Genomic DNA, 16,485 nt, shown 5'->3' with positions numbered 1-16,485 from the left:
TCTTAATTGTGTAATTAAAAAGTCAATTTGCCGTCTTATAAGTAAAAGAGAAAATAAGTGATAAAAAAAAGTATTGTTTTCATTTTTATTTTAGGCTTTTTATCGTGTAATTTATCGGCTAGAGAAACAACTAGAAATTCTAAAATATCAATGAATAATATCGCTAAAGAAGGATTAGAATTGGCAACTTTTGGTAACGGATGTTTTTGGTGTACCGAAGCCATTTTCGAGCAGTTAGAAGGAGTTTATAAAGTAGAATCTGGGTATGCTGGAGGCAAGGTAAAAAACCCATCATACAAAGAAGTTTGTACTGGTAATACTGGTCATGCTGAAGTAATTAGATTGAGTTATGACCCTAAGATTATAAGTTATCGTGAGCTATTAGATGTATTTTTTAATACGCACGACCCAACAACATTAAATAGGCAAGGAGCCGATGTAGGCACACAATATAGGTCGGCTATTTTCTATCATAATGATGAGCAAAAAGCTGAAGCTGAGAAGATGATAGCCGATTTAGAAAAAGAAAATGTATTTGATGATAAAATAGTTACAGAAATAACTCCAATTAACAATTATTCTGTAGCAGAAAATTATCATCAAGATTATTATAATAATAACAAGAATCAAGGATATTGTCGCGCTGTGATAAATCCTAAATTAGAAAAGTTCGTAAAGAAATATAAAGCTAAGCTCAAAAAGCAATAAAATTTGGTTGATTTTTGGTTTTGAAGGTTTGTCGAAATTCATTTTTTGGCAAACCTTCTTTTTTATATCTTTAATTTTTAAATTAAAAACATGCCTTACAGAAAGTTTGAAGAATATAATATAGAAGTGACCGACGATATAAAAGAAAAATATGAATCTATTATAGATAGTATTGGAGAGGATGTTTCTCGTGATGGATTATTAAAAACACCAGAAAGAGCATCTAAGGCTATGCAATATTTAACATCTGGCTATGAAATGGATGCTGAAGAGATATTGAAATCTGCTTTGTTTGATGAGGACTATTCTGAAATGGTAATTGTGAAAGATATTGAACTATATTCTTTATGTGAACATCATATATTGCCATTTTTTGGTAAAGCACATATAGCTTATATACCGAATGGTAGAATAGTAGGGTTGAGTAAAATACCGCGTGTAGTTGATATTTATTCGAGGAGACTACAAGTGCAAGAGCGATTAACAGATCAAATTGTAAATGCAATAAACAATGTGTTAGAGCCTCAAGGTGTAGCGGTAGTAATAGAAGCATCGCATATGTGCATGATGATGCGCGGTGTACAAAAGCAAAATTCTGTGACTACAACTTCAGCTTTTAGGGGTGCATTTAAGAATATGGAGACACGTACAGAGTTCTTAAAACTAATTAGTTCTGACTTGTCATAAATATGGCACTTTTATTGCAATAGAATTAATATTAATCAAAAACAATTATGACAGATAACAAATACAAAAAATTAGCCATTGGTCTTGTGCTAGATGCTTTTGGTTATGCATCTTTTGCATTTCCGTTTTTAGATATAGTTTGGGCGCCACTTTCTGCCTACTTTATGACAAAGCTTTACGAAGGTAGAAAAGGAAAAATTGCTGCTGCAATTACTTTTATTGAAGAAGCAATGCCATTTTTAGATATAATACCAACGTTTACATTAATGTGGTTGTATACTTATGTTTTCGAAAGTAAAAAGGAAACAATAGTAGAAGTAGAGGCTCAGGTTTAAAAAATTATTTCTTAAATAAAATTCCTAACCCTAATCGGGTTAGGAATTTTTTTTCAAAATTCCAGAAGAATTTAAATTGCCCAAATAACCAACCTACAATAGGTAAGGTTATCTGATAAATTGGAAAGATTAGTAAAAAACGAATGGTATAATATATCCAAGGCGAAAATGCTTCTTTAGAAATACCGAAGAATTCGGTAACTGGCTTAGCTACCCAAGCAGCAAAAGATCCATTTATAGCAAAAACTAATAGTATAGCTACTATAGCCCAATTATTTTCTATACCCCAACGCTCTTTTAGTTTTTCCATACCTAAAATTCAGCAACAAAAGTACAACTTGATTTCATCCTAAAAAAGAAACAAATAAAAAAGGTTGAGCTTAGCTCAACCTTTTTTATCTTTATATAATTGTTATGTTATTTCTTTCCAAACAATCCTTCTAGCACACCACCTAAGCCACTACTTTTCTTTTGACTTCCTCCACCAAGAACCATTCCTGCAACATCATCTATTACACTACCATCTCCATCAGCATCAAGTATTTTTTCTAAGAAACTTTGTTGTTTTTGCGTTGAATTTCCGCCTAACAAACCGCCTAGTAAACCACCAAGATCAGAAGGTTGTCTAACATTTTGTTGACGCGTCTGCTTACCTAAAACACCCATTAGTATTGGAGCAGCGACTTTTAAGATATTCGCTACTGAACCAGCATCAAGACCTGCTTTTTGGCCAATAACTTGTTCAACACCTCTTTGTCTATTTCCTAAAATATGACCTAAGATTTTACTACCATCATTTGTTACTTCTGGTTCTACACCACCTCTAAAAAGGTCACCTAAATTATCTAAGATGCTTCCATCATGTTTATTCTTTAATGCACCCATTAAGCCTTCAGCTCCTTGAGAGCTAGATGCATTGCGTTGCATTGCTTTCATTAAAACAGGCAGTGCCATCGTTAAAACGCTACTCGTTTTATTAGTGTCTTGACCAGTAGAACCAGCAACACCAGATATAATTGTCTTTCCTAGGTCACTACCTAGAAGATCTAAAATTCCTTCCATTTTTGTTTGTTTTGTGATTAATAAATTAAAGTTACAATATACGATTTATTGTTAAACATTAGATAGAAATAATGATGCCAAATTTTATTAGTCAATATTACTAAAACGTTAATTTTTTCTTTGTGATTAATTTTTTACCTTTCTACTCTAATTAAACTAACTTAAATGAAAAAACTAGCACTGCATTGGCAAATACTTTTAGGAATGGCCTTGGGCGTTGTGGTTGGCCTTATTATGACCAACTTTAGCGGAGGAAGAGAAATAGTACAAGATTGGATAAAGCCATTTGGTAAAATATTTATTAATTCATTAAAATTAATAGCAATACCACTCATTTTAGCTGCTTTAATAAAAGGAGTTTCAGACTTACGCGATATTTCTAAGCTATCTAAAATGGGAGGTCGCACTATTGCAATTTACTTGGTTACTACGGTTATTGCAGTTTCTACTGGGCTTCTTCTAGTAAATTTAATAAAACCAGGAAATTCTATTACAGAAACTACTAGAATAGAAATGGTGGAGAATTATAGTGGTAATACAGTTAAGTACAAAGAAACGGCAAAACAACAGAAGGAAAGTGGACCACTGCAAGCACTAGAAGACTTAGTGCCCGAAAATATTTTTGCTGCATCAACTAGTAATCGAAATATGTTGCAAGTCATATTTTTTGCTGTGTTTTTTGGTATAGGATTGATATTGATTCCTGAAGAGAAAGGAAAAGTAGTCAAGCAATTTTTTGATGGTTTTAATGAAGTCATTCTCAAAATGGTTGACTTAATAATGCTAGCAGCTCCTTATGGAGTATTTGCCTTATTAGCCGCTTTAGTGGTAGAATCACCAAGTGTCGATTTATTTAAAGCATTAGGATGGTATGCCATTACGGTAGTTTTAGGTTTATTGGTTATGATAGTAATCTATAATATTATAGTCACTACCTACACGAAAAAGTCACCTAAATTTTTCATGAACGGAATATCACCAGCTCAATTATTAGGCTTTTCAACCAGTTCGAGTGCTGCTACATTACCAGTAACTATGGAGAGAGTGACAGAACATTTAGGAGTTGAAGAAGAAGTATCAAGTTTTGTATTACCAATTGGCGCTACTATTAATATGGATGGTACTAGTTTGTATCAAGCTGTTGCTGCTGTATTTATTGCTCAAGCATTCGGCATGGATTTGACTTTAGGAACGCAATTAGGTATTATTGCTACTGCTACCTTAGCCTCTATTGGTAGCGCAGCAGTGCCAGGAGCTGGTATGGTAATGCTAGTAGGAGTATTAGGTTATGCTGGAATTCCTGAAGCTGGCTTAGCTTTAATTTTTGCAGTAGATAGGCCTTTAGATATGTGTAGAACAGTGGTGAATGTTACTGGCGATGCAACAGTATCTATGGTTGTGGCAAAATCTATTGATAAATTAGGTGAACCTCATGTAAAGGATTGGGATGATAATTATGAAGCAGTAAAATAAAATTAACCAGATGAATATTTGTTTTTTAATGTATCCGTGGGAGAGTATAGAATCTCCGGAAAATGATACCTCGTTAGCATTGATTCATGAATGTGTAAAAAGAGGACATGGTGTAGCTTTATGCGCTCCAGCAAATTTAACAATAAGAAATAGTGTAACCTGTGCTTTCGTTACTATTATTAATAGAATGGATAAAGTACCGAACACATTAAAATCATTTCATAAAAATGCCAGTATCAGAGAAGAAATGTTGCCTTTGGCAGGATTTGATGTAATTTTTATGAGAGCTGAGCCGCCGTTAGACCCTTTAATGTTAAATTTTTTAGATTCTGTAAAAGATGATGTTTTTATAGTAAATTCTGTACAGGGAATGCGAGAAGCAAATAATAAAGTCTATACAGCAGTTTTTGAAGATCCTGATAATGAAATTATTCCTGTTACTCATGTTTCGAAAAATAAAGATTATTTGATTAAAATGATTGAAGAATCCACTTCAGATAAAATGATCTTAAAACCACTAAATGGTTTTGGAGGTTCTGGAGTAATCCTTATAGAAAAGGCAGCAATGGGTAATATTAATTCTTTGTTAGATTTTTATATTAGTAAGAGCGAAGGCGGTTCAGATTATGTGATTTTACAAGAATATATCGAAGGTGCAGATCAAGGAGATGTACGTGTTTTAATTTTGAATGGTGTGCCAATTGGGGCTATGAGACGTATCCCTGGAGACAAAGACCATCGTTCTAATGTTTCGGCTGGTGGTAGAGTTGCAAAACATAAATTGACGGTACAAGAAAAGTTATTGTGTAAAAAGATAGGACCTAAACTAGTAAAAGACGGGCTCTATTTTGTAGGCATAGATGTTATTGGAGGTAAATTGGTTGAAGTTAATGTTATGAGCCCAGGTGGAATTACCTATATAAACAAGGTTTATAAAGTGAGACTTCAAGAAAAAGTTATAGACTTTTTAGAAAGCAAAGTATTAGAACGCAGTGCTGCTTTTAGACGCAAAACTGATCTTAGACGAGTAGTAGACGAAGCCTAGTTAGATTCGATTTAATAGTATTTTATGAATGTCTTACCTAAACCATTGGTTTCTGTTGAATGGCTATCTAAAAGCCTGGAGCTGCCTAACCTTGTGATCTTAGATGCTACCTTAAAAAAGGTGACCGATTCTGATAATGCTAATTCTGTAAAACAGCAGATTAAAGGAGCGAGATTCTTTGATATTAAACATACTTTTAGTGATACTACTTCAGAATTTCCTAATACATTTCCTTCTTTTAAAAAATTTGAAAAAGAGTCTCAACAATTGGGGATAAATACTGATAGTATAATTGTAGTTTATGATGATTATGGAATTTACTCAGCGCCAAGAGCATGGTGGTTGTTTAAGTCATTTGGTCATGAAAATGTGGCGGTTTTAGATGGAGGTTTATTAGAATGGAATAATCAAGGCTTGCCAATTGAAGAACCAAAAAAATATGAAGGCATTTTAGGAAATTTTAAGGCTACTTTGAACAAAAGCTTTATTAATAATCATAATGAAGTTTTAAAGGCCATAAATTCATCAGATAAGTTAATTTTAGATGCACGCTCCGCAAATAGATTCGAAGGTAAAATTAAAGAACCAAGAGAAGGATTACGTAGTGGCCATATACCAAATTCAAAAAATTTACCTTATACAGATTTAGTAAAAGAAAGTAAATTACTAGAGAAAGAAATATTAAAAAATAAGTTTAAGGACATTACCGAAAATAAAGAAGAAATCATTTTTTCTTGTGGTTCTGGAATTACAGCTTGTATTTTAGCTTTAGGAGCCGAAGTTGCTGGTTATAAAAACCTTTCTGTTTATGATGGATCTTGGACAGAATGGGGAAGTAAACATGAATTACCAATTGAAAATTAAATAAATATGCTAAAACTTTCAGTTGATCAAATCATTCAAAAAATTAATAATAAAGAAACATTCGAAGCAGTTTCTGACGATTATTCTTTCACAATAAAAATAGACGAATATGTACATTATGCTTGTGGAGCAGTACACGATGGGCATCAGTTTAGAAAAGAGCTATGGGAGAATTGCTTACATACAGAATATGAGCGTTGGTTCGAAGAGGATCCTGCAACCAAAGAAATGGTAAAAACACATCCTGTTATCATTGCTGGTATGGATTCTCGTTTTGAATATGATCTAAATCGCCATCCAAATAATGCAATTTATGAAGATGCTTGGGGTAAACAATTATGGAAGAACCCATTGCCAAAGGAGATGCACAATAGAAGTTTACAAAAACACTATAATTTTTATAAAGTCGTTAATGCGTTAATCAGTAAATTAGAAGAACTTTTTGGTGTTTGTGTTGTTTACGATATGCACAGTTATAATTGGAAACGATGGGATAGGGAAGTACCAACTTGGAATTTAGGCACATCTAACGTAGATAATAATAGATTTGGTAACGATATTGAACTATGGCGCTCTGTGTTGGAGAAAATGCAATTACCAAACGGAATTAAATCTACTTCTAAGATTAATGATACGTTTCAAGGAAATGGCTATTTTTTAAAATGTATAACAGAAAATTTTAGTAATACGTTAGTATTAGCTACCGAAATCGCCAAAGTATATTGCGATGAATTGAATCAAATTATGTATCCTGAAGTTATAGCTGCTGTAGAAAAATCGTTGAGAACAGATTTAAAAAAGCATGCGAATACTTTTTATACTAACCATAAACCTTAAATTTGCCTTTCCTTTTGAAGAATTGATATTTGATGAAAGAATCTGAAGTTGCTACTGAAGCTTTATTTAAAATAGATACATATATAGATCAATTAGTTAAGAAAATTGAGCTATTAAGTTATGTTAATCCTATTAATATAGAAGAGCAAAAACAACAATTTTTTGCTTCAAAATATTTGACCGACCCAGTTTTTAAATATCCAAATATAGATTTCGATAAATTTAAATTGCATAGGGAGTTCTTTGCACAGCCTATTGAATTGATTGAAGATAAAGATCTAAAACAGCTTTATGAAGAGATTATATATTTTTATTCAGGTTTAATTCAATGTATAGAAACAATAGGAGAGGGTAAGAGATTTTATTACAATAGTTTGCATTCTTTTGGCACACCTACAGAACAAGATGTAGAGAATGCCAAATTCATTTTACATTTTGAAGAAGAAGACCCTAATTCTGAACAGTTCCAACCAAAGTATTCTCCAAAACAAGCTGAACAATTTTTTAGAGACTACTCGAAACAGTACGATTTTACCTATGAAATAAAGTATTCTGATGAAATGGGGGCAATTGCTATGGTACTGAATAATATCAAAACTTTAGTGATAAATAATCATCATACGTTCTCAGACAATCAGATGGCGGTATTGACTAACCATGAGATCGGAGTGCATATGGTTACAACCATGAATGGGCTTTTACATCCGTTAAAGATCTTTTCGCATGGTTTTCCTAATAATGTAGAGACTCAAGAAGGTTTAGCAGTATTTAGTGAATATATGTCTGGTAGTTTAACAGTAAAACGTCTTAAAGAACTAGCTTATAGGGTGATCGCGGTAGATAGCTTAGCAAAGGGATATCAATTCTCTAAAACATTTAGATTGTTACACAACGTATATGATCTAAATAGAGAAGAAGCGTTTTATATAACTATGCGAGCGCATAGAGGAGGTGGTTTTACCAAAGACTATTTGTATTTGACTGGGCTTAAAAAGGTATTTGACTACTACAAGGAAGGTAAAGATCTGAGTTTACTGCTTACGGGAAAAGTATCATTAGAATATGTAGATGCAATAGAAACCCTTATAAATAAAGGATATGCTGTACCTTCTAAACATATTACAGATTCTTATAAAGACAATAAGAATATAAATAAGACTATAGATTTTATCTTAAAAAGCTTGAAATAATAGGCGTAAAACTTATTGTTGAAAAGGTTAAAAATTGCAATTTTTCACAATTTTGACTTCTTTTTTCTTTAAAAAGACACTAATTTGGCTGGATAAATCTTAAATTTTCATACTTGAAAAAGGGGAATACTTTCTTCGAAAATTTATTAATTTAAAAAAAGTACTAATCATTTTTTTATCAATTCTATCATTTTTATAAATGTAACTTATTTATAATCAATTATTTAAGTTAAATATGAAAAACTCATGGTTTTCCATGAGTTTAAAAAATCACTAATTGCTCTATTGACACATATAGTTCTTTATTGTACGTTAGCAATGTATTTCGTTAATTATTCTTGAATTCTTTGTTCTGTATCTAGAACACGGTCTTCATAACAAAAAGAGCTTAAAGATTTTATATTAACCTTTTATTAGGTTTTGGTAAGTCGCTATTACATTTATAAGGAATTTTTTCCTTCGTACTTAAAATCTTTAATTAATCAATTTTAGTTTTCTCTGTTAAGAGAATTTGTGAGTAGTTCACTCTATTTACAACGGATTTAATGTTGCTTTATTGTAAAGCCAACATAGGGAGATTACATCTTAATCTAAAAACGAAATACTATTTTAAGATGTTGAAATACAACGAAATACAAAAAATTTTAACGAAATATTGTATGACTTGCTCCTTTCTTTCCTTAATTAAAATTGATGTCACAGTAACTAAAAAAGTATAAACAATTAAAAATTAGAATCATGAAGAAAGTAGTTTTCACCATCGTAATAAGTTTAGTAGCATTAATAACTTTTGCTCAGAATAACGAAGCACCACAGAGATTAAAATATGTAACAACTGGTCCAGACGGTTCAGTAGCTATGACGATCATAGATGATACAAGAGAAGATAATATGAAATTAGAATCTGCAGATGTATTCTATAAGTATCAGATTTTAGATCCAAGAACAAGTGAACCGGTATTTACATCAAAGAATAAAGGTAAATCTTGTGAGATTGATAAGACAAAGTTGGCAGCAGGTACTTATAATTTAAGATTGTATACATCAAACTTTGTAATTACATCAAAGATTACCGTATCAGCAACGCGTAAGTTAAATAATGTTTTAAAAACAGATAATACACTAGCTGCAAATATGAATGACTAATACTATATAATAGTTGAATCGACGGACTCCTTTCTTCCTTTAAATAAAATTATAACGTCAAAAAAAAGTATAAACAATTAAAAATTAGAATCATGAAGAAAGTAGTTTTCACCATCGTAATAAGTTTAGTAGCATTAATAACATTTGCTCAGAATAATGAAGCGCCACAGAGATTAAAATATGTAACAACTGGTCCAGACGGTTCAGTAGCTATGACGATCATAGACGATACAAGAGAAGATAATATGAAATTAGAATCTGCAGATATATTTTATAAGTATCAGATTTTAGATCCACGTACAAGTGAACCGGTATTTACTTCTAAAAACAAAGGTAAATCTTGTGAGATAGATAAGACAAAGTTAGCAGCAGGTACTTATAATTTAAGATTGTATACATCAAACTTTGTAATTACATCAAAGATTACCGTATCAGCAACACGTAAGTTAAATAATGTTTTAAAAACAGATAATACACTAGCTGCAAATATGAATGACTAATACTCTAAAAGCCAAATTGCTATGAAGATATTTAATAATTTAAATCACGAACAAATGAAAAAGTCTATATACATAAAAACGATCATCATAATATATGCTATGTTATTATTTTCCTTAAAAGGAAATAGCCAAGGGTTTAAAAATTTAGATAAAGATCCGCACGATATAGCATATTATAGAGAGAGTAAAGTATCAGCTCCATTGGTTAAAGTAATTTATGGAAGACCATCAGCTACTAAAAATGAACAGATCTTTGGCAATAAAATTCCGTTTGGGGAGTTATGGAGAACAGGAGCTAATGAAGCGACAGAGATAAAATTATATCAAGACACTGTAATTAATGATGTAGTTGTTAAGGCAGGTACTTATGTTTTGCTAACGATACCAGGCGAAAATGAATGGGAAGTGATCTTGAATTCTAATCTCGATGTTTGGGGTGCATTTCAATATAACCCAAAAGCTGATGTAGCTCGAATCAAAGTCCCCGTTAGCAAAGCAGAATTATTGGAATCATTTTCTATTGCCTTCAAAAAAAGAGATGAGCAATTAGATATGGTATTAGCATGGGGTACTACTAGAATAAAAGTGCCAATTAGAGTAGAAGAGCAAGAGTTTTTTGCTAAACTTTAAATGATAAAAAATTAAATGCAATAAAGGAATTAAATGTATATAAAAAATGAGGAGCATTTTATTTGACTAGAATGTCAAAATGAAACTTACAGAAATACAAATACTACTTTTACAAGAATAATAATTGTTTCAAAAATGCTTCTCATTAATAGCCTAGGTCAATCTTCGATCTAGGCTTTTTTTATGGTAAAAATTTAGCTTTTAATTCTTGAGTTGGGATCATGCAATTATCCTTTTTGCCAAACCATTTATATCTGTTTTTTGAAATTACAGTATAGAAAAAATCGCGAATTGGTTTTGGGATAATTATTAATCCGTAAAGCATTGGATAGAGACCAGAAAGTAGTTTTACTATTCTTAATATTGCTGTAGAGTTACTATAGACCTTCTCATTTTCAATCAATATAATAGTTTTAAAGTCTAAATTTTCTAGATTATTGTGTAACAAAATTTGCTGACCGGCGTCAGATTGTAGAGACGAGAATAAAAAATGACCTTTTTTATCTCTTTTTATGATAAACTGAACAGAAGAATTGCAAAGATTGCAAATTCCGTCAAAAAGTATAATATTTTTGTTCTTTAAGTTTATCACATTACAAAGTTACAAAATAGAGTTTGTATCGTCTTTTAACATAATATTATGAATTGCAGAGCATACCAATTCTTAATTTTAAAGTTTAATAATTAACCAAATGATTGAATTAAAAAAGCTGCACAAATCGTACCCAATGGGTAAAGATTCCCTTCATGTTTTAAAAGGCCTAGATTTAACCATTAAAGAAGGAGAGTTTGTCTCTATAATGGGATCTTCTGGTTCTGGAAAATCTACTTTATTAAATATAGTTGGGCTATTAGATATACATGATGAAGGAGAATATTATTTAAATGGAGAATTAATAGAAAAATTAAATGAGAAAAAAGCAGCTGTTTTACGTAATAAGTTTTTAGGTTTTGTATTTCAATCATTTAACTTGATTTCGTATAAGACAGCTCTAGAAAATGTAGCCATGCCACTTTATTACAAAGGCATAGGTAGAAAAGAACGACAAAAAATTGCCTTAGAATATTTAGACAAAGTAGAGTTAAAGGATTGGGCAAATCACCTACCAAGTGAGCTATCTGGTGGTCAAAAGCAACGTGTAGCTATTGCTCGGGCTTTAGTTACTCAACCAAAGGTAATTTTAGCCGATGAGCCTACTGGGGCATTAGATTCTACAACTTCACATTCTGTAATGGAGTTATTAAAAGAAATTAATAATGAAGGAATGACGGTTTTTGTTATTACCCACGAAGAAGACATAGCAGAGCAAACAGATAGAATAGTTCGGTTAAAGGATGGTGTTATTATTAGTGATGAGTTAACAAAAAAAGCTAAAGCGGTATAAGATGTTCGATATAGGCCGTTGGCAAGAAATATTTCAATCAATAGGTAAGAATAAGCTTAGAACTTTCTTAGGAGCTTTTACTGTTGCCTTAGGTATTTTTATTTTTACGGTTCTTTTCGGAATGGGTAACGGTTTGAAAAATACTTTTGATAAATTCTTTTCAGACGATGCTACAAATACCATATTTGTTGGCACTGGAATGACTTCAAAAGCATACAGGGGATTTAAAGAAGGACGTCAAATACAATTTAAAAATGACGATATTGAGTTATTAAAAAAAGAACTTGGTGATAAAATTGAATACATCACACCAAGAGTATATAAGTCAGTTCAAGTTGTAAATAAAGAAGAATCAGGCACTTATAGCTTAAGAGCGGTTTTTCCGGATCATCAATTTTTAGAGAAAACTATAATTACTGAGGGTAGATATATCGATAATAGAGATATTAAAAATAAAAGTAAAGTTGTCGTTATTGGTCGTTTAGTCAAAGAAGATTTATTTAAAAACCAACCTGCTTTAGGTAAGTTTTTAGAGATGAATGGCAGTACTTATAAAATTGTAGGAATATTTAAAGATGCTGGTGGAGACAATGAAGAGCGTTTGATTTACACTCCGGTATCTACTACACAATTGGTACACAAAAATACTGATGAAATCGATCAAATAAACTTATCTTTTAATAAAGCTATAGGTGTATCTGGAGCTAAAAAAATGGTTTCAGATATTAGTAAGATTTTAAAGAAGAAGCATTCTGTAGCTAAAAGTGATAAAAGCGGTATCTGGATCAGATCAGTGTTTGATAATTACCAACAAAACATGCAGTTTGCTAATATGCTTCAAATGATTGTTCTATGGATTGGTATTGGAACTCTATTTGCTGGGGCAATTGCAATAGGAAATATCATGGTCTTTGTTGTAAAAGAGCGTACTAAAGAATTGGGTATTCGTAAAGCATTAGGTGCTACTCCAGGTTCAATTGTTGGATTAATTTTACAGGAGTCAGTTTTTATTACAGCTATTGCAGGATATGTAGGATTACTTATTGCAGTTTTTGCCTTAAGTAGAATGGGTAATAGTCTAGAAGATTTTTTCATTACAAACCCACAGGTTAATTCTGGAACAATTATCTCGGCTACAGTTATTTTAGTTTTAGTAGGTGCAATTGCTGGATATATACCAGCCAGACGTGCAGCCAGAATAAAACCAGTAGTAGCATTAAGTGAAGATTAAAAACCTCTAGTATTATGAAATTTATTTTTGATAGTGACACTTGGCAAGAAATATTTGGCTCTATAAAAAAGAGTAAACTTAGAACTGCAATTACAATAATAGGTGTTCTATGGGGTATTTTATTATTCATCACTTTATTAGGCGCAGCTAGAGGAATGGAGAATGGATTTGATAGAGAATTTAGCAATTTGGCTACCAATAGTATTTTTTTATGGGGTAGTAGAACAGGAGTGCCAAATAAAGGCTTTCAAAGAGGTAGAAGAATTAGATTAAAAGTACAAGATGCGCAAGCTATTGAAAAATATGTGCCAGAGGTAGAATTTGTCGCACCAAGAAATGTACAAGGTGTTTTCGGAGGTCCACCTGCTCAAGTAAAAAGAAAAACTAACTCTAAAACGTATAAAGTTTTTGGTGACTATCCTATACTAGATAATGTTAATAAAATCAAACTTTACGATGGTAGATTTATTAATAAAAATGACATAGAAACTGAACGTAAAGTATGCATTATTGGTAAAAAAGTAGTGGATGAATTATTTGAAAAAGATGAAAAAGCTGTGGGGGATTATGTTGAAATTAATGGAAGTTTTTTTCAAGTAGTAGGAGTTTATAAAGAGCGTACTGGCGGTAGTTTTGAAAGTGATGATTCTATCTATATGCCGTTTACTACTTTTAGAAAACTAAATAATACCGGAGATGGAATTGGTTGGATGGTTATTGCCGCACATAAAGATGCAGATATCACTAAAGTTGAAAAAGATGTAAAGACCGTTTTAAAAAGAAGACATCAAGTGCATGCCGAAGATGAGAGAGCTTTTGGTTCTTTTAATTTTGGAGAGATGTATGCTAGAATTACGGGTTTTGTAAAAGGGATTAAATTCTTAACATGGTTTGTTGGTATAACAACATTAATTGCCGGAGTAATTGCTATTGGTAGTATTTTATTGATTACAGTAAAAGAGCGTACAAAGGAAATAGGTATTAGAAGAGCTTTAGGAGCTACACCAAAAGATGTTAAAGGCCAGATTGTATTAGAATCAGTTTTTTTAACACTTATCGCGGGTGTATTAGGAATTATTTTTGGCGGACTAATATTATTTATAATAAATGCCACTTTAGTTGGAGGTGATGGTATTCCTTTTGTGAATCCTACTGTAAATATTCCAATAGCAATTGGTGCAGTTTTAGCATTAGTTACTTTTGGAACATTAATAGGTTTAATTCCAGCACAAAGAGCAGTGAGTATCAGGCCAATTGAAGCCTTAAGAGAAGAATAATAGAAACATAATATATAAATAATCAACTAAGAAAATCAATAACAAATGAAAAGAAAGATCATATTTGGTGTCATAGCAGTAGCATTAATAGCAGTGCTAATATGGTTTGGTAAGATGAACAGTAAATCTCCTGTCGAATACGAAACCGAAACTGCATTTAAAACTAATATAGTTAAGAAAACTGTGGCAACAGGTAAAGTAACTCCTTTAGAAGAGATCGAGATCAAGCCCCAAATTTCAGGTATTATAGATAAAATCTACTTAGAAGAAGGAACTAAAGTTAAAAAAGGAGATCTTATAGCTAAAGTAAGAGTTGTGCCAAATGAGCAATCTTTAAATAGTGCTAGAGGTCGTGTAAATAGTGTTCAAATACAATTAAATAATGCCGAAATTTCTTATAACAGAAATAAATCGTTATATGATAAAGGTGTAATTTCTAGATCTGAATTTGAAGCTGTTGAGTTAACTTATAATCAAGCAAAGCAAGATTTACGTAACGCTCAGAACGATTACCAAATCATTAGAAGAGGTTCTGTTGGTGGTGGTGGAGCTAATACCAACATTAGAGCTCAAATTGCAGGAACAGTATTAGAAATTCCAGTTAAAGAGGGTGATCAGGTAATACAAAGTAATAATTTTAATGCGGGTACTACAATTGCTTCAATTGCTGATATGACAAAAATGATTTTTGAAGGAAAAGTAGATGAGGCTGAAGTTGGTAAGATTCAAAAAGATATTGATCTAGATATCACATTAGGGGCTGTAAATGATAAAAAATTTCCCGCTAAGTTAAATTTTATTGCCCCAAAAGGAACTGAAGAGAGTGGAGCTGTACAATTTACAATTAAGGCGGATGTTACCTTAGATGATAGCTATTTTTTACGTGCAGGCTATAGTGCCAATGCAGAAATAATTTTAGAACAAAAAGACAGCGTATTGTCTATTAAAGAATCATTATTGCAGTTTGATAAAAAAACTGAAGAGCCTTATGTTGAGGTATTGACTGGAGAGGATAAATATGAGAAACGTGATGTTAAACTAGGGATCTCTGATGGAATAAACGTTGAAATTTTAGAAGGAGTAACGCCAGAAGATAAAATTAAAGTTTGGAATAAGAAGGCTAAGAAAGAAGACGATGAAGAAGAAGAGGATAACGACTAAAATGTAAAGTAAATTTATATTTAAAATGCTCCAGTTTAAATTCTAAACTGGAGCATTTTTCGTTTTAAGCAAATTGCTTCGAAATTTTTTCTGCTTTTCTACTTTCTGAATAATCATAAAATCCTTCACCAGATTTCACACCTAATTTTCCAGCTGTTACCATGTTAACCAGCAGAGGACAAGGCGCATATTTAGGATTACCAAATCCATTATGTAGAACATTTAGAATAGACAAGCAAACATCTAAACCAATAAAATCTGCCAGTTGTAATGGTCCCATTGGGTGGGCCATACCTAATTTCATTACTGTATCAATTTCATAAACGCCAGCTACTCCTTCATACAACGAATAAATAGCTTCATTAAGCATTGGCATTAAAATTCTATTAGCTATAAAACCAGGATAATCATTTACTTCTACTGGTACTTTATTCAATTTTTCAGAAAGTTTCATTATAGTATTAGTAACTTCATCAGAAGTATTATAACCACGAATAACTTCAACTAATTTCATAATTGGCACAGGATTCATAAAGTGCATACCTATAACCATATCTGGTCTATTAGTAACTGAAGCAATCTTTGTGATGGATATAGATGAAGTATTACTAGCTAAAATGGTGTCATCTGGGCATACTTCATCCAACTCTTTAAAAATTTTGAGTTTCAAATCAATATTTTCTGTAGCAGCTTCAACCACTAAACTTGCATACTGTACTCCTTCTTTTACAGAGGTATAAGTTTGTATACTACCTAGTGTATCTTGCTTATCTTGTTCAGAAATTTTTTCTTTAGCAACCATTCTGTCTAAATTCTTAGCGATTAGCGCTATTCCTTTATCAAGTGTATCTTGAGATTTGTCAATAAGCTGAACTTTATATCCAAACTGTGCAAAAGTATGGGCAATTCCGTTACCCATAGTTCCAGCTCCAATTACAGCTACATTCTTCATAA

At 31.8% G+C, this 16,485-nt stretch carries 19 protein-coding genes; 15 read left to right on the top strand and 4 right to left on the bottom strand.

The genetic code is table 11. From position 1 onward, the window contains the following. Positions 1 to 150: 150 nt before the first annotated feature. From msrA to AC3IF2_RS06860, 3 genes are all read left to right on the top strand, one after another. Positions 151 to 708: a peptide-methionine (S)-S-oxide reductase MsrA gene (msrA, locus tag AC3IF2_RS06870; RefSeq protein ID WP_489166329.1), complete on the top strand. Its 558-nt coding sequence runs from the start codon at positions 151 to 153 to the stop codon at positions 706 to 708. A gap of 90 nt (positions 709 to 798) precedes the next feature. After that, positions 799 to 1,395: a GTP cyclohydrolase I FolE gene (gene folE / locus AC3IF2_RS06865; RefSeq protein WP_489166328.1), complete on the top strand. Its 597-nt coding sequence runs from the start codon at positions 799 to 801 to the stop codon at positions 1,393 to 1,395. 47 nt (positions 1,396 to 1,442) lie between these two features. Next, a complete protein-coding gene (locus tag AC3IF2_RS06860; RefSeq protein WP_489166327.1) occupies positions 1,443 to 1,730 on the top strand; it encodes a hypothetical protein in 288 nt (95 codons plus the stop codon). Between the two features lie 4 nt (positions 1,731 to 1,734). Here AC3IF2_RS06860 and AC3IF2_RS06855 read toward each other — a convergent pair whose 3' ends face one another. Further along, positions 1,735 to 2,040: a DUF6787 family protein gene (locus AC3IF2_RS06855; RefSeq protein ID WP_489166326.1), complete on the bottom strand. Its 306-nt coding sequence runs from the start codon at positions 2,038 to 2,040 to the stop codon at positions 1,735 to 1,737. A gap of 107 nt (positions 2,041 to 2,147) precedes the next feature. Next, a complete protein-coding gene (locus tag AC3IF2_RS06850) occupies positions 2,148 to 2,792 on the bottom strand; it encodes a DUF937 domain-containing protein (protein ID WP_489166325.1) in 645 nt (214 codons plus the stop codon). A 165-nt stretch (positions 2,793 to 2,957) separates the two neighbouring features. Here AC3IF2_RS06850 and AC3IF2_RS06845 point away from each other — a divergent pair, with 165 nt between their 5' ends. From AC3IF2_RS06845 to AC3IF2_RS06810, 8 genes are all read left to right on the top strand, one after another. Next, positions 2,958 to 4,265, top strand: coding sequence for a dicarboxylate/amino acid:cation symporter (locus AC3IF2_RS06845; RefSeq protein WP_489166324.1), 1,308 nt, complete (start codon positions 2,958 to 2,960; stop codon positions 4,263 to 4,265). A gap of 10 nt (positions 4,266 to 4,275) precedes the next feature. Beyond that, positions 4,276 to 5,310 (top strand): glutathione synthase, encoded by a 1,035-nt coding sequence (gshB, locus tag AC3IF2_RS06840; protein ID WP_489166323.1) that lies wholly within the window; start codon positions 4,276 to 4,278, stop codon positions 5,308 to 5,310. Between the two features lie 24 nt (positions 5,311 to 5,334). After that, entirely contained in the window at positions 5,335 to 6,174 is an 840-nt protein-coding gene (locus AC3IF2_RS06835; RefSeq protein ID WP_489166322.1) for a sulfurtransferase, read from the top strand. 6 nt (positions 6,175 to 6,180) lie between these two features. After that, positions 6,181 to 7,011, top strand: a complete 831-nt coding sequence (locus AC3IF2_RS06830; RefSeq protein WP_489166321.1) for an N-formylglutamate amidohydrolase — start codon at positions 6,181 to 6,183, stop codon at positions 7,009 to 7,011. 32 nt (positions 7,012 to 7,043) lie between these two features. After that, positions 7,044 to 8,201 carry a peptidase MATCAP family protein gene (locus AC3IF2_RS06825; RefSeq protein ID WP_489166320.1) on the top strand — a complete coding sequence of 386 codons (1,158 nt, stop codon included), beginning with the start codon at positions 7,044 to 7,046 and terminating at the stop codon, positions 8,199 to 8,201. Positions 8,202 to 8,939: 738 nt separating this feature from the next. Next, on the top strand, positions 8,940 to 9,347 hold the full coding sequence (locus tag AC3IF2_RS06820) for a hypothetical protein (RefSeq protein WP_489166319.1): 408 nt from the start codon (positions 8,940 to 8,942) through the stop codon (positions 9,345 to 9,347). 92 nt (positions 9,348 to 9,439) lie between these two features. After that, the gene (locus tag AC3IF2_RS06815; protein ID WP_489166318.1) at positions 9,440 to 9,847 is read left to right on the top strand and encodes a hypothetical protein; all 408 of its coding nucleotides are present in this window, start codon (positions 9,440 to 9,442) and stop codon (positions 9,845 to 9,847) included. Between the two features lie 54 nt (positions 9,848 to 9,901). Next, positions 9,902 to 10,477 carry a DUF2911 domain-containing protein gene (locus AC3IF2_RS06810; RefSeq protein WP_489166317.1) on the top strand — a complete coding sequence of 192 codons (576 nt, stop codon included), beginning with the start codon at positions 9,902 to 9,904 and terminating at the stop codon, positions 10,475 to 10,477. Between the two features lie 181 nt (positions 10,478 to 10,658). On the opposite strand, the gene AC3IF2_RS06805 is transcribed toward AC3IF2_RS06810, so the two are convergent. Continuing rightward, positions 10,659 to 11,069: a thiol-disulfide oxidoreductase DCC family protein gene (locus AC3IF2_RS06805; RefSeq protein WP_489166316.1), complete on the bottom strand. Its 411-nt coding sequence runs from the start codon at positions 11,067 to 11,069 to the stop codon at positions 10,659 to 10,661. A 100-nt stretch (positions 11,070 to 11,169) separates the two neighbouring features. Here AC3IF2_RS06805 and AC3IF2_RS06800 point away from each other — a divergent pair, with 100 nt between their 5' ends. From AC3IF2_RS06800 to AC3IF2_RS06785, 4 genes are read left to right on the top strand one after another with little or no spacing between them, the layout of a single operon-like run. Next, positions 11,170 to 11,862 (top strand): ABC transporter ATP-binding protein, encoded by a 693-nt coding sequence (locus AC3IF2_RS06800; RefSeq protein ID WP_489166315.1) that lies wholly within the window; start codon positions 11,170 to 11,172, stop codon positions 11,860 to 11,862. A gap of 1 nt (position 11,863) precedes the next feature. Beyond that, positions 11,864 to 13,093, top strand: a complete 1,230-nt coding sequence (locus AC3IF2_RS06795) for an ABC transporter permease (protein ID WP_489166314.1) — start codon at positions 11,864 to 11,866, stop codon at positions 13,091 to 13,093. 14 nt (positions 13,094 to 13,107) lie between these two features. Continuing rightward, a complete protein-coding gene (locus AC3IF2_RS06790) occupies positions 13,108 to 14,370 on the top strand; it encodes an ABC transporter permease (protein WP_489166313.1) in 1,263 nt (420 codons plus the stop codon). 45 nt (positions 14,371 to 14,415) lie between these two features. Beyond that, positions 14,416 to 15,531, top strand: a complete 1,116-nt coding sequence (locus AC3IF2_RS06785) for an efflux RND transporter periplasmic adaptor subunit (protein ID WP_489166312.1) — start codon at positions 14,416 to 14,418, stop codon at positions 15,529 to 15,531. A 64-nt stretch (positions 15,532 to 15,595) separates the two neighbouring features. Here AC3IF2_RS06785 and AC3IF2_RS06780 read toward each other — a convergent pair whose 3' ends face one another. Then, positions 15,596 to 16,483: a 3-hydroxyacyl-CoA dehydrogenase family protein gene (locus AC3IF2_RS06780; RefSeq protein WP_489166311.1), complete on the bottom strand. Its 888-nt coding sequence runs from the start codon at positions 16,481 to 16,483 to the stop codon at positions 15,596 to 15,598. Between the last annotated feature and the right edge of the window lie 2 nt (positions 16,484 to 16,485).

The organism is Maritimimonas rapanae (genome assembly GCF_057837205.1).
The sequence above is the reverse complement of the archived record's forward strand: the minus strand, read 5'-3'. Positions and strand labels throughout refer to the sequence as shown.